The organism is Pseudovibrio denitrificans JCM 12308, assembly GCF_001310815.1.
GTDB classification, from domain to species: Bacteria; Pseudomonadota; Alphaproteobacteria; order Rhizobiales; family Stappiaceae; genus Pseudovibrio; species Pseudovibrio denitrificans.
Map to the genome: position 1 here is coordinate 43,670 of NZ_BAZK01000028.1, position 19,297 is coordinate 62,966.

Annotated in this window: 18 protein-coding genes and 1 pseudogene; 14 read left to right on the top strand and 5 right to left on the bottom strand. The window is 52.2% G+C overall.

Features of this window, described 5'->3' with window-relative positions; genetic code table 11:
- Positions 1-42: 42 nt before the first annotated feature.
- Positions 43-987, bottom strand: coding sequence for a 2-hydroxyacid dehydrogenase (locus JCM12308_RS24455; protein ID WP_054785358.1), 945 nt, complete (start codon positions 985-987; stop codon positions 43-45).
- A gap of 548 nt (positions 988-1,535) precedes the next feature.
- Between JCM12308_RS24455 and JCM12308_RS24465 the strand changes: the two genes are divergently transcribed.
- On the top strand, positions 1,536-2,228 hold the full coding sequence (locus JCM12308_RS24465) for a FadR/GntR family transcriptional regulator (RefSeq protein WP_008552540.1): 693 nt from the start codon (positions 1,536-1,538) through the stop codon (positions 2,226-2,228).
- A 46-nt stretch (positions 2,229-2,274) separates the two neighbouring features.
- Here JCM12308_RS24465 and JCM12308_RS24470 read toward each other — a convergent pair whose 3' ends face one another.
- Positions 2,275-3,210: a sugar kinase gene (locus JCM12308_RS24470; protein ID WP_054785360.1), complete on the bottom strand. Its 936-nt coding sequence runs from the start codon at positions 3,208-3,210 to the stop codon at positions 2,275-2,277.
- A gap of 402 nt (positions 3,211-3,612) precedes the next feature.
- Between JCM12308_RS24470 and JCM12308_RS24475 the strand changes: the two genes are divergently transcribed.
- Both JCM12308_RS24475 and JCM12308_RS24480 read left to right on the top strand, forming a co-directional pair.
- Positions 3,613-4,656 (top strand): DmpA family aminopeptidase, encoded by a 1,044-nt coding sequence (locus JCM12308_RS24475; protein ID WP_054785361.1) that lies wholly within the window; start codon positions 3,613-3,615, stop codon positions 4,654-4,656.
- Positions 4,649-5,602, top strand: a complete 954-nt coding sequence (locus JCM12308_RS24480) for a phosphotransferase enzyme family protein (RefSeq protein WP_054785362.1) — start codon at positions 4,649-4,651, stop codon at positions 5,600-5,602. The genes JCM12308_RS24475 and JCM12308_RS24480 overlap by 8 nt, the downstream gene beginning before the upstream one ends.
- Before the next feature lie 80 nt (positions 5,603-5,682).
- Here JCM12308_RS24480 and gad read toward each other — a convergent pair whose 3' ends face one another.
- Complete coding sequence (gad, locus tag JCM12308_RS24485; RefSeq protein ID WP_054785363.1) at positions 5,683-7,059, bottom strand: glutamate decarboxylase; 1,377 nt, start codon at positions 7,057-7,059, stop codon at positions 5,683-5,685.
- Positions 7,060-7,238: 179 nt separating this feature from the next.
- On the opposite strand from gad, the pseudogene JCM12308_RS24490 reads away from it, so the two are divergent.
- A pseudogene (locus tag JCM12308_RS24490) lies at positions 7,239-8,347 on the top strand (ATP-dependent DNA helicase).
- Positions 8,348-8,415: 68 nt separating this feature from the next.
- On the opposite strand, the gene JCM12308_RS24495 reads toward JCM12308_RS24490, so the two are convergent.
- Positions 8,416-8,838, bottom strand: coding sequence for an acyl-CoA thioesterase (locus tag JCM12308_RS24495; RefSeq protein ID WP_054785364.1), 423 nt, complete (start codon positions 8,836-8,838; stop codon positions 8,416-8,418).
- A 192-nt stretch (positions 8,839-9,030) separates the two neighbouring features.
- Positions 9,031-9,261 carry a winged helix-turn-helix transcriptional regulator gene (locus JCM12308_RS24500; protein WP_306303381.1) on the bottom strand — a complete coding sequence of 77 codons (231 nt, stop codon included), beginning with the start codon at positions 9,259-9,261 and terminating at the stop codon, positions 9,031-9,033.
- Positions 9,262-9,446: 185 nt separating this feature from the next.
- On the opposite strand from JCM12308_RS24500, the gene JCM12308_RS24505 reads away from it, so the two are divergent.
- From JCM12308_RS24505 to JCM12308_RS24540, 10 genes are all read left to right on the top strand, one after another.
- Positions 9,447-10,361 (top strand): DMT family transporter, encoded by a 915-nt coding sequence (locus JCM12308_RS24505; protein ID WP_054785365.1) that lies wholly within the window; start codon positions 9,447-9,449, stop codon positions 10,359-10,361.
- 187 nt (positions 10,362-10,548) lie between these two features.
- A complete protein-coding gene (locus JCM12308_RS24510; protein ID WP_054785366.1) occupies positions 10,549-11,646 on the top strand; it encodes a leucine-rich repeat domain-containing protein in 1,098 nt (365 codons plus the stop codon).
- A 172-nt stretch (positions 11,647-11,818) separates the two neighbouring features.
- On the top strand, positions 11,819-14,275 hold the full coding sequence (locus tag JCM12308_RS24515) for a Tex family protein (protein ID WP_054785367.1): 2,457 nt from the start codon (positions 11,819-11,821) through the stop codon (positions 14,273-14,275).
- 297 nt (positions 14,276-14,572) lie between these two features.
- Complete coding sequence (locus tag JCM12308_RS24520) at positions 14,573-15,454, top strand: hypothetical protein (protein ID WP_128647473.1); 882 nt, start codon at positions 14,573-14,575, stop codon at positions 15,452-15,454.
- On the top strand, positions 15,444-15,821 hold the full coding sequence (locus JCM12308_RS24525; RefSeq protein WP_054785369.1) for a CesT family type III secretion system chaperone: 378 nt from the start codon (positions 15,444-15,446) through the stop codon (positions 15,819-15,821). Before JCM12308_RS24520 ends, JCM12308_RS24525 begins: the two co-directional genes overlap by 11 nt.
- 136 nt (positions 15,822-15,957) lie before the next feature.
- A complete protein-coding gene (locus JCM12308_RS32595) occupies positions 15,958-16,266 on the top strand; it encodes an amidase family protein (RefSeq protein ID WP_208978927.1) in 309 nt (102 codons plus the stop codon).
- Positions 16,251-16,697, top strand: a complete 447-nt coding sequence (locus tag JCM12308_RS31020) for an amidase family protein (RefSeq protein WP_208978928.1) — start codon at positions 16,251-16,253, stop codon at positions 16,695-16,697. Before JCM12308_RS32595 ends, JCM12308_RS31020 begins: the two co-directional genes overlap by 16 nt.
- Positions 16,698-16,797: 100 nt before the next feature.
- A complete protein-coding gene (locus JCM12308_RS31025; RefSeq protein ID WP_208978929.1) occupies positions 16,798-17,274 on the top strand; it encodes an amidase in 477 nt (158 codons plus the stop codon).
- 71 nt (positions 17,275-17,345) lie between these two features.
- Positions 17,346-17,822 (top strand): YaiI/YqxD family protein, encoded by a 477-nt coding sequence (locus JCM12308_RS24535; RefSeq protein WP_008552584.1) that lies wholly within the window; start codon positions 17,346-17,348, stop codon positions 17,820-17,822.
- A 148-nt stretch (positions 17,823-17,970) separates the two neighbouring features.
- Entirely contained in the window at positions 17,971-19,038 is a 1,068-nt protein-coding gene (locus tag JCM12308_RS24540; protein WP_054785370.1) for a hypothetical protein, read from the top strand.
- The last annotated feature ends 259 nt before the right edge of the window (positions 19,039-19,297 follow it).

The following is a 19,297-nucleotide window of genomic DNA, read 5'->3' on the forward strand; positions in this document are numbered from 1 at the left end:
TTTTGTTTTTTCTAAGTAAATGTTGTTGAGGTTACGTATAGGTTAGAAATTTAGTCGGCTAAATACTTCTCCATTTCGCGTATAAGATGAAATATTTTCAATTACTTGGCGTCCCATCTCCAGTCGCGTTTCCAGTGTGGCACTTGCGAGATGGGGTGTGAGTGTTGTGTAGGGTGAACTGATCAGTTCATTGGGAACATTGGGTTCATCTGGAAATACATCCAATGCTGCCGCGCCCAGTTTTCTGCTCTCAAGTGCAGCGATCAAATGTTGAGTGTTTACTAATGAACCGCGGGCAATATTGATAACAAGGCCCTGAGGTCCGAGTGCTTCTAATATATTAATATCTATAATATTTTTTGTGTCGGTACTGCCTGAAGCGGCAATAACCAGTACGTCAGATTCGTTTGCCAGCTCAAGAGGTGTGGCTCTACATTGGCTGTCCTCGGTTGGGTCGCTGTTCCTGTCGCAGTACAAGATATGCATGCCAAATGTGCCGCCGAGAATCTCTGCGGTTTTTCTGCCAATACGCCCATACCCGAAAATGCCGAGTGTTTTGCCGCGTAAGCTGTAGCCGATGCCGAGTTTACCTTCGAGCCAACCGCCACTGCGGATAAAGCGGTCTCCCTCTGCAATTCTGCGAGAGGAGGCGAGAGCGAGGGCGACCACATGATCGGCAACGGCTTCGGTCAGTGCGTCTGGCGTGGTGGTGATGATGATGTTGCGGGCGCGAGCCTGCTCCAGATCGATTTTATCGTAGCCTGCACCGTAGACCGTGATGAGCTCTAGATTGGGCAGGGAGGCCATGAGTTCTGTTGGCAGGCCCACATCTCCCTTGGTGGCGACCACACGAATGTTTGGCAGGATTTGCGCTTTCAGGTCTTCGTCCTGCTGAAACTCCCAATAGCGGGCGGGCGAGAAGCGGCGATCCATCTCCTCGTTGATTTCATCGGGTGCATAAGGGCTTAGTTGCAGAACATCGGTCATGTACAGTCATCTGAAGATTACTTGAACGTCACCGTCAAGAATGACTCAAGTTGCGGAAGTTCGCCAGAGCAGAGTTTGACCTGTCCAACAGATGCTGCGTCCTAAGCTGTTGGAAAACGCAGAGAACTCAGGTCAGCGTGAAGATCAGATAAAGGAGGCCTACGAGGATACTGGTGACAGCCAAAGTGCCACAGAAGTCAGTTACCGCACACTGAATAGTCTTGAAAGGAAGTCGACGCATAATAACACCCCCAACCTTGGAGAGACCCCACAATCCCTCTCAGATATATTAGAAAGATGCGCTGTAAATAAGTAGACTACATAATGTCGCAGTTGCTTAAGCAGACATGGTTGTTTGCTTATCTGCGTGAGTTCGTAATTGGTTTAGTTCTCTGAATTTACTAAGGTTTTTCTTCTGGTGTTTTCGCGATATGTGCTTTGGGCGGGTTTAGGGTGGCAAGCTTGTTAGCTCAGGCGGGCTGTTGTAAATTAATGCAATTCCAAAGGCTGCAAACAGCTAAGAAAAACAAGAATAATTGGAGTGAGCGGTGGCCCGTCCAGCAAACCTCTCGAATGCGGTTTACGACAAGATGAAAGAAGCTGTCGATTCCGGAGAATTTCCGGAAGGCTTGAAGCTTCCGACTGAAAACGCGCTTTGTGAGCGGTACGGTGTCTCGCGGCCTGTTGTGCGCGGTGCGATGGAGCGTCTGCGCAAGGAAGGCTACATCAAGACTGTGCGTGGTTCTGGCAGCTTTGTCATCAAAGAGCACGTCACTCCAACCCCATTTGCTCCAACCCTTGGTGAGTTCGCGATCTCTGGCATAGGTGATGTCATCCAATGTCAGGAAACCCGTATGGCGTTTGAAGGTGAGATGGCGGCACTGGCTGCTGAACGCTGGACAGACGAGGAAATGGAAGAGCTAGATGCTGCACTGGCGCAGATCCATAGCGATGGCTTGGACTCTGTCGGCACCATTGATGGTGATATGCGGTTCCATGCTGCAGTGGTGAAGGCAGCGAAAAATGAATATGCGGCTGCAGTTTATGAGCTGATGAAGCCGCAGATCCTCGTGGGCATGAACATGAGCAAGGGGCTTTACCCGCTGCTGCCGGAATTTGCGCGTCGTCATGGCATTGAAGAGCACAAGGCCATTCTGGATGCGATCCGCGCGCGGGATGTGGAAGGTGCGCGCCGGGAAATGCGCAATCACATCGGTTTCTTTGGCGATCAGTTCAAATAGAAAAAGGCCCGCTGTTTTAGAGCGAGCCTTCTCTCATACTTGCCTATCAGATATCCCGAGCCTTCATGAAGGTCTCGACCTGATCCCGTGTTGGGATTGGAGCAACTGCGCCATAGCCCTGAGTGGTCAGTGCTGCTGCGGCGTTGGCGTATTTGAGGCTGTCTTCCAGTGACTTGCCTGCCACTACGTTGGTGAAGAATGAGCCGGAGAAACAGTCGCCAGCGCCTGTTGCATCGATAGCTTCAACCGGATTACCGGCCACGCGCTTTCTCTCAGATGCAGTGGCGTACATGGCGCCTTCTTTGCCCAGCTTCAGGATTACGTTCTTTGAGCCGAGGTTGAGGTAGAAGTCGCAGATTTTGTCTGGGTCAGACAGGCCGGTCAGCACCTCGGCTTCATCAACGCTTGGCATGATGAAATCAACGAGGCGAGCGGTTTCGTGGATGATGCCGCGGGCGCGGTTCAGATCCCACAGTTTGAGACGCAGGTTGGTGTCGAAAGAGGTGAGCGTACCTCCTTCTTTTGCAATCTCGATGCCTTTGAATACGCTGTCGCAAGAACTGGTGGAGATGGCCTGTGTGATTGCGGTGACGTGGAACAGCTTCGCTGCGCGGATTGCATCTGCTGGCAGCTGCTCTGGTGTGATCTGCGATGCGGCGGAGCCTTTGCGGGCAAAGCTGAAGTGGTGACCTTGCTCGTCGTGAGAGATGAAGTAAATACCGGTTGGCGCAATGGCGTTGCGTTCAATAAGGTGCGTCTGGACGCCTTCTTTCTCCCAAAGATCAATGAACTTGTTGCCGAAAACATCATTGCCCAGATGGGTCAGAATCGCGACGCTAGCGCCCTGACGGGCAGCGCAGCATGCGAAGTTTGAGGCATCACCACCGAAGCCGGAGAGATAGTCCGGGCCTTCACCGCTGTATTCCTTGACCTGATTGAACTCGAACAACGGCTCCCCAAAGCTGATGATTTCTGCGGTCATTTTGTCCTCATTGTTCAAAGTGTATCAGGCAGCATGCGTCACTTTTGGCCAGTCCTATCAGTTTCCTGCAGCCGGAGCGGTTGATATGATGCAGGAAAGATTCTGATGCTTGGAATGTGGTGACAGCTAATTGGTAGACCATTTTCCGATATTTCGGGGTATTTTGCAATTAGCTGCTTACACTTATTTTCGTTGATTTTATTGAAATTCTTGATGAGTTAAAACGGGAAAACCATCGGATATATACAGGGAGGTTATACTGGAGGTGAAATTGGTCGGCCAATATTAAGGCGGATCTTTCCTGAAATAAGCCACCATTTGCCTTGGTGGCGTTGTTTGCTGATTAACTATGAAATAGGACTGGTACACCTGAGTGGAATACGATTTGTGCCAGAGGTTGGAATGTTTCAGAAAATCAATATTGGGTCTTTGCCAAAGGGTCAGCGGAACACAATCTGTGATGTTCCGGGTGTCAAAGTTGGGCACGTGACGCTTTCAGATGGAGACTGTCAGACTGGCGTGACAGCAATTACCACTCACAATGAGAACGCCTTTAACCTGAGAACCCGCGCGGCTTCCCATGTTTTCAATGGGTTCGGCAAGAGTGTCGGACTGGTGCAGGTTGAGGAACTGGGAGAGCTGGAAACACCTATTCTGCTGACCAACACGCTGAGTGTTGGTGCGGTGAGTGAGGGGCTTATCCAGCATACGCTGGCAGAAACGCCAGACATCGATTTCGTGATGGGCACCATCAACCCTGTTGTGTTTGAGTGTAATGATGCTTTTCTGAACAAGATCAGTGCGTTGTATGTTCGTCCAAACCATGCTCTGGAGGCGATTTCTGCAGTTTCTGAGGAGTTTGAACAGGGTGCAGTTGGTGCAGGACGCGGCATGTCCTGTTATGGGCTGAAGGGGGGCATCGGGAGTGCCTCTCGTCAGGTGAAACTGGGCAATAAAGAGTACCATGTGGGTGCTCTGGTGCTTTCCAATATGGGCCGCATGCCGGACTTTACATTGGCTGGACGACACATTGGTCCTCAGATTGAAGAGAAGCTGGCACGTGATGAGAGTGGGCCTGAGAAAGGTTCCATCATCATGATCGTTGGAACGGATCTGCCACTGAGCGAACGACAGCTGAAGCGAGTAGCCAGACGCACATCCGTAGGACTTGCACGAACTGGTTCATTCCTTGGTCATGGAAGTGGCGATATAGCTTTAGCGTTCACAACTGCGGATCCGGTGGACATTAAGAGCAGAAAACGTACGCATTCGGTGGAACAAATGGATGAGCGGCGAATTGACAGAGTGTTTAGAGCAGCAGCAGAAGCTACAGAAGAAGCAATCGTCAATTCAATGTTGAATGCAGAACGCGTGACGGGTCGTGATGGCAACACACGCTATGCACTGGGAGATTTTGGCGAGTTAATGGGGGATGCAAATGAATAAGCAGGAAATCAAGCTCCTTGATGAAGCTTTTGCCTTGCCGGAAAACACCAAGTGGTCCTCTTTTGGAGAAGGCCATGCCAATGAAACATGGTTGGGAGAGATAGATGGTGACGAGCCTGTGGTTCTTCGTCGTCACAATCCAAACAGAACCGAAGAGCAGATCCTCTCCGAGTTCAAATGTCTGGACCTGCTTCATGATCTGATTGGCTATGAGGTTCCGAAGGCGCTTTATGGTGTTAATCAGGAACGTGTGACTGAGGTTGAGGGCGCTCACTATTCCGTCTTTGAATTGATTGAAGGTGCGACACCGCCGCTGGACAAGGTTGAGACCTGCAAGCAAAGCGGTCAGGCTCTGGCAAATCTGCACATCAAGCTTTGGGAGGAGCGGGATGCGTTTAAATTTGCAGAGGAAGAACGTCCGGGTGTCAGCAAGGAGACGTTGAAATCTGGCGCTGCGTTGCTGGAAGCGCTTTCTGGGATGGAAGCTTCCAAGAACATCGATGGCAAGTACCTGACTTCTGAGTACTGGACTGATGTGGAGGCATCACTGAATGATGCTCTTGGTGCGCTGGCGAAGCTGAGCGAGACCAAACATCTGATCCATGGTGATTTTGGCCCACCGAACACGCTGATCAGCGAGAACTCTGGTGAGCTGGTTGGTATTCTGGATTGGGATGAATGCCGTTGGGATTTGCCAGTTTACGATGTGGCTGGCGTTTATCCGTTCCTTTGTGAGATCGACAAGTCGCTGGGCGAAGCTTTTGTTGATGCTTACTTTGCAGGGCTTAAAGGCTCGTCTCACCCATTGGCAGCACGGGAGAATGAAACTCGTGATCTGATGGGGGCCGTGCAATACGTTGCGACTTACAAAGAGTTTGAGCTGATGGTTGAGAACCATCTTGATGAGCCAGACTATCTGGCGCAGCTGTTGGAACAGCTGGCCTGATACTCAAAGATCCTCTCTCACGGGTTTGTTTGGGGCATATCCTTTTCCGAAAACCGGTTTCCACTTTTCGGGGATGTGCTCTATCCGTGAGAGAAGCTTGGTCCGGCCTCGGACCATTTGATGTTGTTTTTGTCCAGATAGTTCAGGGCTTTCTTGATGTCCCAGTAGAGCTGCTCGACGGCATCGTGAGAAACGCCGTGGCGGATCATGACGCGCTGGACAACCGTATCTTCCATATCTGATGGCAGCGGATAAGATGCGATTTGCCATCCATTCATGCGCACGCGCTCTGAAAGATCGTAGAGCGTGTAGTGAGCTTTGTCCGGATGTTTGAGGCGATAGCACACGCAGGGCAGGGCGCCGTTGCCGTCGTAAAGGATATCCAGCTCAGGAAGCTCCGCCAGCTTCTCCGCCAGATACTGTGCGTTCTCTGCGCAGGCGGACTGGATGTCCCGGTAGCCATCCCAACCTAACCGCATGAAGTTGTAATACTGGATGACGATCTGTCCGCCGGGGCGAGAGAAGTTCAGTGCGAAGGTTGGCATGTTGCCGCCCAGATAATCGACGTTGAACACCAGATCAGACGGCAGCTCTTTCTTATCGCGCCAGATTACCCAGCCCACTCCCAGAGGTGCGAGGCCGAACTTGTGGCCGGAGGCGTTGATGGATTTCACGCGGTCGAGGCGGAAATCCCACAGCAGTTCTGGATGCAGGAAAGGCGCGACGAAGCCACCGGATGCGGCATCCACGTGGACCGGGATGTCCAGACCGGTTTCGGTTTGAAGTCTATCCAGCTCCTGGCAAATCTCTTTGACAGGTTCGTAAACGCCAGTGAAGGTCACGCCCAATGTGGGGACGACGCAGATTGTGTTTTCGTCCACGTAGTCTTTCAACTGCTCAGGCCGCATATGCAGGGAGCCTTCGCTGAGCGGGATCTGGCGCAGTTCCACATCAAAGTACTTTGCAAACTTATGCCAGCACACCTGAACAGGGCCACACACCATATTGGGTTTGTCGTGGGGTTTGCCTTCCTTTTTGCGGCGGTCTCTCCATGCCCATTTCAAGGCAAGGCCGCCCAGCATGGCAGCTTCTGAGGAGCCGGTTGTGGAGCAGCCGATCGTTTCTTCGGCTTCCGGCGAGTTCCAGAGGCTAGCGATGATGTGCACGCAGCGAGCTTCAATCTCTGCCGTTTGCGGGTACTCATCCTTATCGATCATGTTCTTGTCGATACAATCAGCCATGAGTTTGTGGACTTCATCCTCCACCCATGTGGTGCAGAACGTGGCAAGGTTCTGCCGCGCGTTGCCATCCAGATACAGCTCGTCCCGCACAAGATTGTAGGCTTCCTCCGGGCTCACTCCGGTTTCCGGAATGCGGGCTTTGGCTAAGCCTTCAACGGCGCGGGCCGTGGCGTAGATGTCGGGACTTTCGCTGGCACATGTCTTCCACAATGGCATGGGGTTGCTCCGAAATTGATAGGCTGATGCAACCCTAGCGACAGTGCCTGAATTCCGCGTAAGTTTCACAAGTTCAATTTGGAGTGTCCTGTTGACCTTTTTAAGAAAACGAGGGCGTTTCAGGTCAGCTTCGTTTATTACTCATTGACGTTTGAGAAAGTTATTACAGGTGGTCTGGAATGGATTGGTCTCCGCAACAAGATGATGCACTCACTGAAGTGGCGCGCTGGGCACGCTCTCACGGGCCGCAGGTGTTTCGCTTGTTTGGATATGCCGGAACCGGAAAGACCACGCTGCTCGCCATTTGGCAGAGGGTTTGGATGGCGAAGTTGCCTTTGGTGCGTTCACCGGTAAGGCTGCGCACGTTCTGCGCCAAAAGGGCTGTGCGGATGCGTCGACCATCCACTCGTTAATCTATCGCCCCAAGGGGACGAAGAAGGATGATGAAGACGAGGATGAAAGCCCTCAGTTCGCTATCAACCGCGATAGTCCTGCTGCCAAGGTGGATCTGATCATCATCGATGAATGTTCCATGGTGGATGAAGAGCTGGGCCGCGATCTGCTTTCCTTTGGCAAAAAGGTGCTGGTGCTGGGTGACCCTGCACAGTTGCCACCTGTGCGTGGTGGTGGTTTCTTCACTGAGGCAGAGCCGGACATCATGCTCACCGAGGTTCACCGTCAGGCGAAAGACAATCCGATCGTGCGCATGTCCATGGACATTCGTGATGGGGAAGAGCTGGACTTTGGCCAGTACGGTGACAGCGCTGTGATTTCCCGCCGGGAGATCGACAAGGAGCGCATCCTTGCCTCTGATCAGGTACTGGTTGGCACCAACAAGACGCGCCGCCTTTACAATGGCCGTATCCGTGACCTGAAAGGCTTCACCACGCAGATGCCGTCTGTCGGTGACAAGCTGGTGTGCCTGCGCAATGACAAGACCAAGGGCTTGCTGAATGGTGGCCTTTGGGAAGTCTCCCGCCTGCGTCCGCCACGTGGCAACACGCTGCGCTTTGACGTGATTTCAGAGGATGATTTTTCCAAGAAAGCCGTGAAGGTGAAGGTGCTGCCGGCGATGTTTGAAGAGGGCAGCGAGCAGCTCCCTTACGCCATCCGCCGCCGTGCTGATGAGTTCGACTACGGCTACGCGCTGACCGTGCATAAATCTCAGGGTTCTCAATGGGATGATGTGGTGCTGTTCGACGAAAGCTGGGCCTTCCGCGAGCACAAAACCCGCTGGCTCTACACCGCTGTGACACGTGCTGCGAAGAAGATTACAGTGGTGCGGTGAGAGGCGATGCTGTGTCAATGATTGCAGACCTGCATTCTGGCCGCGTCATCGCCTCACGATAAGGCACCCTAAAGAAGATAGTTCGACAGTTCCTGACGGATGTCATCTTCGAACTTCTTTGCTTTGTTTGTAGTCAGGTCGATCTGAACCATGGTGGTTTTGGCTGAAGCGGCGATTTCGTTGTTTTGGATGACGAGTTGCTGAAGTTCCAGTGAGCTTCCGCCAATTCTGGAGATGCCGGTGTAGATCTGCACTTCTCCGGGCCAGAAAACTGGGCGCAGGAAATCCATGTTGAGGTTCGCCAGGGCGAAGCCGCTGGTTTTGGTGAACAGGTTTAGCTTCTCATGGATGAACAGTTCGGTACGCCCGGTTTCTAAGAATGTGCTGAACACGGCATTGTTGACATGGCCCTGGCTGTCCGCATCGCAATAGCGGAGCTTGTCCGTGGTCACTGAAGCGTACTTCTCTAGATCACTCTTAGAAACTGCCATGCTTATGCTCCATTCCGTCTGGGGTATTGTACCCGTGATTCAAATGCTGCTGATGGTATAGGTGTGCCAGCTGCTCGCCAAGCTCAGAAGCCTATGCAAAAAATGGCAGTGATATTTTCTTTGGCTTTTTGCGTAAGTCGATAATTTATTGAGATCGCTGCTAGGCCGCTTTTGTGCTGTTGAGCGCTCTCTCTAAATCGTCGGCACCCATTCCATGGCCCAGTCACCTAGAGGTTCCAGGCGGTTATAGAGTTCCCGGCCTGTGCTGGTCAGGGTGTAGCCGTCTGAGGCTTTTTCAATGAGACCGACGCTGCGTAGTTCTTTGAGGCGTGTGTTCAGAACGCTTGGTGAGGCAGAGCCGCAATAGGCCTGAAGCTCGCGAAATGTGCGGTTTTTCTCGCTCAGCCCCCACAGTATGCCCATAGCCCATCGCCTGCTGAGCCAGATCGAACAGGATCATGATCGGTTGCCCGCTTTGGGAGCCGGGTACTGGTTCGCCATGTTTTGCGACGGGACGGTCTTCTTCACTCATGGTGCATGTTCCTTGCTTCTAAAATCGAAGCAGTGTAATGCTTCTAATATAGTAGCAATTTATCGGATTTCAGAGAATGCACAAGACAACTCTTTTTCATCTTTCCTTATGGCTACTACTCGCTGCCATGTGGAGCTCGTCTTATGTTGTGATCAAGATTGGCGTCGCTACGCTTGAACCTGCATTGCTGGTTTTCGGGCGGATGCTTGTTGGCAGCTTGATTATCTTTAGTGCTTTGAAAATACACGGTCTTTCTCTTTCCAGAGATCCTGCCGACTGGGTTTGCTATGCGGTGACAGGGCTTCTGGGCAGTGCACTTCCTTTCCTGCTTATCAGTTATGGAGAGCAGTCGGTCGACAGCGCTTTGACATCCATCCTCATGGGGACATCGCCAATGGTGACACTGTTACTTACCGCGTGGCTTGTGCCTGAAGAAGCACTCACGCTTAGAACCGCGCTTGGGGTGTTGGGTGGACTGACTGGTGTCGCGATCCTTGTTGGACCAGGTGCGCTTTCTGGATTGGGCGTGCAGGTTACGGGGCAGTTCGCCATCCTTGCTGCGACAGCTTCCTACGCAACCTCAACAGTTTACATCAGAAAGTACGTGAAGCGCCCGCCGTTGGAGATGGCGGCTGGTTCAATGATTGTGGGGACGGTCACTATCGGGATTTATGCCGTTGCTGCAGGCACAGACTTTTCAGCCATTGAGCTGACTGGATCTTCTCTTGGTGCAGTTGTCTATCTAGGCGTGATCTCAACAGCGTGCGCCAATTTGATTTACTTCTATCTGGTCCCCAAAATTGGTGCCAACAGAATGTCTCAGGTCAACTTTGCCGTGCCTGTTGGCGGCGCTATTCTTAGCGTTGTTCTGTTGGGTGAAGCGATGACCCCTCAGCGCTTTATCGCGCTGCTTGTTATTGTCGGTTCGGTCTATCTGGGGACGACGAAGGGGAGGGGGAAAGTTGCTGAGCAGACTGGTGAGACGGTGTGATTAGAGGTGCGACGCCGATAGCTGTGGTGCGGTGAAGTGAATTAAGATACCCATCTCATTTGAGAATTGCCTCAGCCTTCAATAAACGGGACTTTTTCTTCATGCCATCCAACAAACGAGTTGTTGCTTTTTTATGATATAAATCCTAGGTGGAATTGAAGTTTTAGATTTGGCAGGGTGTTGAGATATGCGTCATTTTATTGTTTGGTTCTGTGCTTGCTTTGCGATGACGTTAGGTGCTGTATCTGCTCAACATATTGGAGAAGAAACTCTCTGCGTTGATTATTTTGGTGTCGGCACGATTATCGATGACAGTTGTCGCCCTTTTCCCGGCCCTAACCGAAAAGTTGGTCCGTCTGAATTGAGTTCAGCATTGGCTGAAAAAATTACAAAGCTCAAAATTGTTTCCGATGATACGCCTGAAGAACCCTATAATCTCTCACCATTAGCGAGCGTTTCTAGTATACGTAGTCTTGACCTCTACCGTGAAGGCGATGTGGATTTAACGCCAATACAAAATATGAAGGGTCTGCGAAGCCTGAGTCTTGCAATCGACGCAGCAGCTGCCTTCGACCAACTCACAATCGGGCCAGAAGGTCTTGCAGAGCTGAGTTTGTATGCCCCACGTCTTGAGATTGATTTGAGTTCCCTTGCTCATTTGCCGAACCTTCGGGTGCTTTACGTGAAAGCAAATTCTATTAAGGGACAAGAAAGCCTGGGTGGCTTAAAGCACTTGGAAAGAGCCACATTTGAACTAGCCGAAGAAACCGACTTCTCCTCACTAACAGCGCTCACTCAGCTTAAGTGGCTTGAAATTTCTGGTAGCTTCAATGGAGCTGTTTTGTCTGGTGCAGGGTTCTTAGCTTCCCTTTCTGAGCTCACAAATCTAGATCTGTCAGACAATGAAATCAGGGATCTGACCCCTCTTGCGGGTCTTAAGAATCTTAAAGTTCTTACGTTGACTGGTAATTTAACGCTCTCAGATATTTCGCCTTTATCAGGCCTGACCGGATTGCGCCAGCTTCATTTGCGAAAGACCCAAGTGTCTGACCTTTCTGCTCTTCGCAATATGAACGAACTTGGCATTCTTTGGTTGAGTCGTACACCGGTTGTGGATCTTAGCCCTCTTGCTGAGTTACCTAAGCTTTGGGGATTAGAGTTGAAACGTACTGAAGTGACAGACATTACGCCTTTGCGTAAGTTGTCACTCAAGCATCTCGATTTACGCGGTACAGGTGTAACCGACTTCTCCTTCGTCCCATCAGGCACTAAGCTTAAAAAATAAAACTCATAAGCTTCGTGTATATAGGACCCGCTAAACGAGGTGATATTGGTGCTTTGTTTTGGAAGTCTGGAACTATCCCCTTTCCCTGTTCATATTCCTTTCTCGCACCTAGTTTTGCCCGCATTGGGGACCTAGGGTGGGCTTTCAATATTAATAAGCCTATGAGATTTGAATGTCTGATCTGAGCTCTGTTGCTTCCTCTTCCTCTCCTGCCAAAGCTGGTGCGCTCTCTGCGAATGTTGCGCTGCGGATTTCTCAGCGGATTGCTGGTGAAATTGGCTGTGCGCCGGGGCAGGTGAATTCTGCGGTGCAGTTGCTGGATGAAGGCTCTACGGTTCCGTTTATTGCGCGTTACCGTAAAGAAGCGACAGGCGGGTTGGATGATAGCCAGCTGCGTACGTTGGAAGAGCGCCTGATTTATATGCGTGAGATGGAAGATCGCCGCAAAGCGATTGTGAAATCCATCGATGAGCAGGGCAAGCTCACCGACGAGCTGGCAAAGCAGATTGCATCGGCGGACAATAAAGCCGCGCTGGAAGACCTCTATCTGCCTTACAAAAAGAAGCGCCGCACCAAAGCGCAGATTGCACGTGAAGCTGGCATTGAACCGCTGGCTGATCTGCTGCTGGGTGATCCGAACAAGATGCCTGAGAGTGAAGCGGGTAGCTTTGTTGATGCGGAGAAGGGCTTTGCGGACACCAAGGCCGTGCTGGATGGGGCGCGTCAGATCCTGATGGAGCGGTTTTCTGAGAACGCTCAGCTGGTTGGTAAGCTGCGTAACTACGTGGCGCGTCAGGGTGCTGTGAAGGCGGAAGTTGTTGCGGGCAAAGAGCAGGAAGGCGCGAAGTTCTCTGATTACTTCGGCTACTCCGAGAATTGGAAGAACATTCCAAGTCACCGTGCACTGGCGCTGTTGCGTGGTCGTAACGAAGGCATTCTGGCGCTGGACCTGAAGGTGGACGAGGACGACGTTTCCGCTGTGAAGCCGGTTGAGCAGATGATTGCGGATGCTGCCGGTATCGAGAACAAGGGCCGCCCTGCTGACAAGTGGCTTTCTGATGTGTGTCGCTGGACGTGGAAGGTGAAGATTGGCCTTCACGTTGAGTTGGACCTGATGAGTGAGCTGCGCGACAAGGCGGAAGAAGAAGCGATCAAGGTTTTTGCTCGCAACCTGAAAGACTTGCTGCTGGCAGCTCCTGCTGGGCCGCGTGCGACGCTGGGGCTTGATCCGGGTATTCGTACCGGTGTGAAGGTGGCTGTTGTTGATGCAACCGGCAAGCTGGTGGATACGGCCACCATCTACCCATTCCAGCCACGCAATGACATTCAGGGCTCATTAGCAACGCTGCGGATGCTGGTTGCCAAGCATGGTGTGAGCCTGATTGCGATTGGTAACGGCACAGCAAGCCGTGAGACGGATAAACTGGCTGCTGATCTGCTGAAGGATATTCCTGCCGAGCATCGCCCAACCAAGGTGATGGTGAACGAGGCAGGTGCTTCTGTTTATTCTGCTTCCGCGTTGGCTGCGAAGGAAATGCCGGATGTGGATGTGTCGCTTCGCGGCGCGGCTTCGATCGGTCGTCGTTTGCAGGATCCGCTGGCGGAGCTGGTGAAGATTGAGCCGAAATCCATTGGTGTTGGGCAGTATCAGCATGATGTGAACCAGACAAAGCTGGCGCGTTCTCTGGATGGTGTTGTTGAAGATGCGGTGAACGCGGTTGGGGTTGATCTTAACACTGCGTCTGCTCCGCTGCTGGCACATATCTCTGGCCTGACTGATAGCCTTGCCAAGGCGGTGGTTGAGTATCGCGATACGGTTGGCGCTTTCAAAAACCGCAAAGAGCTGCTGAAGGTGGCTCGTCTTGGGCCGAAAGCGTTTGAGCAGTGTGCGGGCTTCCTGCGGATTGCAGATGGCGATAACCCACTGGATGCGTCTTCTGTTCACCCGGAAGCTTATCCGGTAGCGCAGAAGATCATTAAAGCGTGTGGTCGTGACATTCGTGAGATCATGGGCTCCAACCTGCTGAGCAATCTGGATCCGAAAGAGTTTACGGACGAGAAGTTCGGTTTGCCGACTGTGAAGGACATCTTCTCAGAGCTGGAAAAGCCGGGCCGTGATCCGCGTCCTGAGTTCAAAACGGCCTCCTTCCAGGACGGTGTTGAGACTATGCAGGATCTGAAGCCGGGTATGATGCTGGAAGGCACGGTGACTAACGTGACCAACTTCGGCGCCTTCGTTGATATCGGCGTGCATCAGGACGGTCTTGTGCACGTGTCTCAGCTAGCAGACCGGTTCGTGGATGATCCGCATACGGTGGTGAAGGCTGGTGATATCGTGAAGGTGCGTGTTGTTGAGGTGGACATTGCCCGCAAACGTATCGGTCTGACCATGCGCAAAGACAGCGCGGATGCTCGCGAAAATGCACGGGAGCGTCAGGCTGAGCGTGGCGGTGGACGCAATCACGGTGGTGGTCGTCCGGGTGGCGGCAATCGCCCGAATGGTGGCAACCGTGGTGGTGGGCCACGCGGTGGTGGCCGTGGCGGCAACAAGTCAGCGGATAACGGCGGTGGTGCAAACAACGCCATGGCCGCGGCATTGGCAGCGGCGTTCAATAAGCCGAAGCGCTAAGTTCGCTCTTAAATTGAGTTTCAAAGAGTCCGTCGGTTCTGCTGGCGGGCTTTTTTGATGGCTGAAATGCAGTTGTTTTAAATAAATTTTATTTGTTTTGAGTTGGACGGTTGGGATGAAGATCTGGCAAAGCTTATGAAAATCATATGGTTGTATGCTTTATCGAGTTTTTGGTTTCTGATCTTCAATTTTATGTAATCGGCTCCTGTGCTGAATCTGACAGTTAGATTTTCTCTCGCCATTACTATTGATTTTGAGAGATTATTTCTAGTTCAGGTTGTGTAATGGGAGGTTCAGGTGCCGACGTTTAGTTCGCTTGTTCATTGTCTTCGTTCTAATACTGTTGAGACACCTGATGCTGTTAATTTCACAACAGTGAAGAAAGCACAGAAGTACCTTGGTGAGTTTCAAGGGCAGGAAGTGCGTGTGTCTGCGCAGACTTTTGAGGACTTGAAGACTGCGCAGAAAGTCATCTGGCAGACTAAGCAGTTGTTGCCTCATGGAGCAGGTAACTTACCGTCAGACGTCTTTGCTTCGCGCGGTGAGAGCTATCTGCGGGCTAATTATGGGCTGGCTAAAGAATCACAAAATGGCGGTTTAGCAGAGAGTTCTTTGCGTGTGCAGGCCGGAAACTGCTCTGGGCATGCGGAGGTGAGTTACAAGCTTCTGGCAGCATCTGAAACGGAGCGTCCGGTGGCTCGCGTTTCCTCTTCGATGGTGGACCATGCGTTTTGCATGATTGGTGATCCCAGAGACCCTACGCAAGAGGCTGTTGTGGTTGATGCATGGCCGACGTTTCCGGGGGCTTTTCGGCTTCAGGACGGGAAGCAAACGATCATGGGAGAGGCACCGACCGTGGTGTCGTGGACGAAAGCTGGACCAAAGCCTTCACTGACGCTGGATATTGAAGGGCTGAAGCCAGTTCCTTTTGAGGAGATACAGGATTTCTTCAAGTCACTGGATGTTCCCAGTGAGCCGGGCAAGAAACTTGAGCGTTTTATTGTCGAGCAAAACTCCAGATCCAAATTTATGTCTTCACACCTGAGCACTATGGAGAACCCGGCTACGACTTATGTGACGGACTGGACTGCGGATACCGTGCAGGCGGATGAGATAACGGGTGCGTACTTCAATGAGAAGTATGCGGGGCTGAAGGCAGGGAAGAAGCATGGTTTCTAGTAATGTGAACTTCCATCATCTGATGAAAGACCTCATGCGGCAGTACCTGATCAACGAGTACGAGGAGAACGAGGTTTATCAGGTGGATGTTGATGGCCAGTTCAGCATGTACTTTGTGGGGAATGAGCCAGATTACATCAAGCTGTTGGTTCGGGTTGAGCGTGAGGTCATTCATGAAAGCCTGAGCGATGGCAATCTGCTCACGCTGAATTTGCCGGATGTTTCTGGACATCCCATCATCGTCGGGCAGGGGGAAGATGGCTCCGTGGTGTTGTGGTCTCGCCTAACTCTGAGCGGGTTGACCCTGCCGGATCTGTTGGAGAGTGTTGACGCGTTAAGCTCTGCCGCTTCTTCCCTCGCTGCATAAACGAGGTTTGTTGCGCTTCACATTGGCAGATTAACAGACTGGTATCTCTTTTGTTTGGAGATGATTGAACTTAAGCGCAAAACAAGCGACAACCATCAGACTGCGATAATATGCATGTGTGATGAGTGGAGCTAACTTGTCGACGGATCCTCGTATACACTTCAGAGCGGTAGATGTAGCGCGCCGGTATATTGATCGGGCAATGGACCTGCCTGATGGATATGTTGAGCGTATCTTTCTGGAGTTTGATGCCGAGCGGATCATGCGCTCAGCAGAGGCTGCTGATCAGCGGCAGAAGGATGCGTATGGCACGCTGCCCCTGCATGGCGTTGCGGTTTCTCTCAAGGATCTGTTTGATGAGTTTGGCATTGTCACCAGTGCGGGCTCTTCGTTCCTGCGCAATCGGGCTCCGGCCTGTGAAGATGCAAGGTGGTTTCTGCGCTGAAGGCTGCCGGGGCTTTTACATGTGGCCGTACCAACATGAGTGAGTTGGCCTTCACCGGGCTGGGGCTCAATCCTCACTTTGGATCTCCCGAGAATATTCTTGATGCACTGCGCATTCCTGGTGGGTCGTCCTCCGGTGCGATGGCGAGTGTTGGGCTTGGGCTGTGTGATGCAGCACTGGCGACGGATACGGGCGGTTCTGTGCGTATTCCGGCAGCTCTGAACAGCCTTTATGGATTCAAACCGACGCGTGCGGCGATCTCTACCAAGGGCGTTTTCTCGATTTGTCCCTCGTTTGATACGGTCGGCTTTATTGCACGAACACTGCATATGTGTACCCGATTGCATGCAGTGCTTTCCGGGCAATGTCTTGTACCACGCAAGATCAGCAGCCTTGATGCTTGCATGTGGGGCTGGTTGCTTCGCCTTTAGCTGAGGGACTGGACACGCAAGTCAGCGCTGACTTTGATCGCGCGATGCTGGCGATCCGGGATGCTGGAGCTATCATCGCTCCGGTTTCAGAACCTGCCTTGTGTCACAGCACGACGTGCTTGGTACGATCTGTAGTTATGAGGCGACTGCGTTGGTTTCCGGGTATCTGGAAGGGCTCAAGCAGACTGCTGATCCTTATGTGCTTGAGCGGATCCTCCAGTCTGCTGAGGTGACCAGCAAAGAGATGGAAGAGGCGCGCTCTAAGCGGGTGGAAGCTATTCGGGCCTTTAAAGAGATGGCGGGCAAGTTTGATATTCTGATTGCGCCGACTGTGCCAATCATTGCGCCGATGCTGAGTGACATTGACAGCAATCTGGAGAAGATTGGTTCTCAGCTTTCGCAGAATACGCGGGCGGTGAACTGGGTGGATGGCTGTGCTGCGACTATTCCGATGAACACCTATGATACGCCGGGCACAGGTTTGATGCTGTTTGGCCGCGCCGGAAGTGACTGGCATGTGCTTGAAATGGCAAGTCTGATTGACAAGGTGATAGCTCCTGCGCGAGTAAAGGCGTGAGTTGAGCGCATTCCTGTCTGAAAATTGGACCCACATTGGAGAGTGCGCTGCATTGCAGGAGATATGCGGCTGTGACCAGCGCGAAAAAGATACTTATTTACATTGATGCTGATGCTTGCCCCGTCAAAGACGAGGTTTACAAAGTCGCGGACCGGTATCGCCTGAAGGTGTTTGTTGTCGCTAACAGCTTCATCAACACGCCGCGCGACATGGATGTTGAGCGGGTGATCGTGCCGGATGGACCTGATGTGGCGGACGATTGGATTGCGGAGCGCGCTGTGCCGGGTGACATCGTCGTAACCCAGGATATTCCGTTGGCTGACCGTGTTGTGAAAGCAGGCGCGATTGCGCTTTCGCCAAAAGGGAAGGTGTTTGATGAGGCATCCATCGGCATGGCTCTAGCAACACGTAACCTGATGGAAGACCTGCGCAGCTTTGGGGAGCAGACAGGTGGGCCGAGACCGTTCTCTCAAAAAGATCGCTCGCAGTTTTTGCAGAAGATGGACCAGATTGTACAGCAGTTGAAGCGTCAGGGCTTTGCTGTTTAAGGAAGCGGCTCTGCTCCCTTATGTAAGAGTACGGCGTTGACGCATTAGCTTGGTGTAAGTGGTGTCCGCCGTGCGGTAAGCCTCTTTGTCGACAAAGTTGCGCGGTCTTCTGATGCTCTATTTTCGATAGATGTCAGGTTATTCCTCTATGCCAGTTCTTAAGGTGCGCACTTCTGTTGCCGTTGGCATTGTTGCGCTTTTTTCATTCTCTGCCCCATCTGCATTTGCCAAGTGGAAGAACCCTGCTGACCGGTATGCTGAGGCCTACCAGCAGTATCTGGGGGCGTCTTGCCCGATTGCTCAAGATGGCATGAAGCACTTCGTTTATTTTGCCAGAGACCGTGAGGCGATTAAGGAGCATCCGTTTCTTGATCATGCTCGGTTTGAAGGTGCGCAGATCATGTATCCGTGGCGGGAACTTGAGAAAGGTGAGGGGGACTATGATTTCTCCCTGATTGAAGCTGATCTTGCTTATCTTCAGTCCAAGGGGAAGACGCTTTTTGTCCAGCTTCAGGATGCTTCGTTCAATCCTGACTATGTGCCTGTTCCTGATTATCTTTTAGTGGATGCATATGCTGGCGGAGCTGTTCAGCAGTTTGATGATGACAACCGCGCGGAAGGCTGGGTTGCGAAGCGTTGGAACAGCAAGGTTCAGGAACGGTTTGCTAAACTGCTTCTAGCGCTTGGAGAGGCATTTGATGGACGGATTGAAGGGATCAACCTGCAAGAGTCTGCGATTGAAGTTTCTAAAGAACAAGACCAGCAGTTCACGCCAGCCAAGTATGCTGATGGCCTGAAGCACAACATGTCATCTATGAAGGCTGCATTCTCGACCTCGGTGGTAATGCAGTATGCCAACTTTATGCCGGGTGAGTGGCTTCCGTTTGAGGACGAGGGCTATCTGAAGTCCGTCTATGAGCATGGCGAGAGAATTGGCGTTGGTCTTGGCTCTCCGGACCTAATGGTCAAGCGCAAGGGACAGCTGAACCACCCCATTGCGATGATGCATGAGCGGGACTACACCGCCCCCCTTGGTATCGCTATTCAGGACGGCAACTACACGGGCCGCACCGGAACGACAGAAGTGATTGACAGCAAACAAAACATCGTCCCCCTGCTGCACGCATTTGCTGAGGATTTTCTGAAGGTCGATTACATGTTCTGGGTCAATCAGGAGCCGTATTTCGAGAAGGATGTGCTGAGCTGTTTTGAGTAGGGCTGTTGAAGCCGTTGGAGGAGCGTTGGTGGTTATGGATCCCGGCTCGGTGGCCGGGATGACACCGGAATAAGTGCTTCTGTCGTCATGCCGGGTGGAACGGAGTGGAGATCGGGTATCCAGTAGAGAGGTTCTGATTTGGGGCTCTGGGTCCCGCATCGCACTGTGCTTGTGCGGGATGACGAAGGAGGGGGAGGTGCTGCTTTGCGCGGACTGGGGTGCCCCTGCCGTCATGCCGGACGGAGCGAAGTGGAGATCC

What these genes read in the sequence shown, in the direction of transcription:
- JCM12308_RS24455 (WP_054785358.1), bottom strand. Translation starts at nt 987, where the DNA reads ATGACCGATGTTCTGCAACTAAGCCCTTATGCACCCGATGAAATCAAC.
- JCM12308_RS24470 (WP_054785360.1), bottom strand. Translation starts at nt 3,210, where the DNA reads ATGACCGCAGAAATCATCAGCTTTGGGGAGCCGTTGTTCGAGTTCAAT.
- JCM12308_RS24475 (WP_054785361.1), top strand. Translation starts at nt 3,613, where the DNA reads ATGTTTCAGAAAATCAATATTGGGTCTTTGCCAAAGGGTCAGCGGAAC.
- JCM12308_RS24480 (WP_054785362.1), top strand. Translation starts at nt 4,649, where the DNA reads ATGAATAAGCAGGAAATCAAGCTCCTTGATGAAGCTTTTGCCTTGCCG.
- gad (WP_054785363.1), bottom strand. Translation starts at nt 7,059, where the DNA reads ATGCCATTGTGGAAGACATGTGCCAGCGAAAGTCCCGACATCTACGCC.
- JCM12308_RS24495 (WP_054785364.1), bottom strand. Translation starts at nt 8,838, where the DNA reads ATGGCAGTTTCTAAGAGTGATCTAGAGAAGTACGCTTCAGTGACCACG.
- JCM12308_RS24500 (WP_306303381.1), bottom strand. Translation starts at nt 9,261, where the DNA reads ATGGGCATACTGTGGGGGCTGAGCGAGAAAAACCGCACATTTCGCGAG.
- JCM12308_RS24505 (WP_054785365.1), top strand. Translation starts at nt 9,447, where the DNA reads ATGCACAAGACAACTCTTTTTCATCTTTCCTTATGGCTACTACTCGCT.
- JCM12308_RS24510 (WP_054785366.1), top strand. Translation starts at nt 10,549, where the DNA reads ATGCGTCATTTTATTGTTTGGTTCTGTGCTTGCTTTGCGATGACGTTA.
- JCM12308_RS24515 (WP_054785367.1), top strand. Translation starts at nt 11,819, where the DNA reads ATGTCTGATCTGAGCTCTGTTGCTTCCTCTTCCTCTCCTGCCAAAGCT.
- JCM12308_RS24525 (WP_054785369.1), top strand. Translation starts at nt 15,444, where the DNA reads ATGGTTTCTAGTAATGTGAACTTCCATCATCTGATGAAAGACCTCATG.
- JCM12308_RS24540 (WP_054785370.1), top strand. Translation starts at nt 17,971, where the DNA reads ATGCCAGTTCTTAAGGTGCGCACTTCTGTTGCCGTTGGCATTGTTGCG.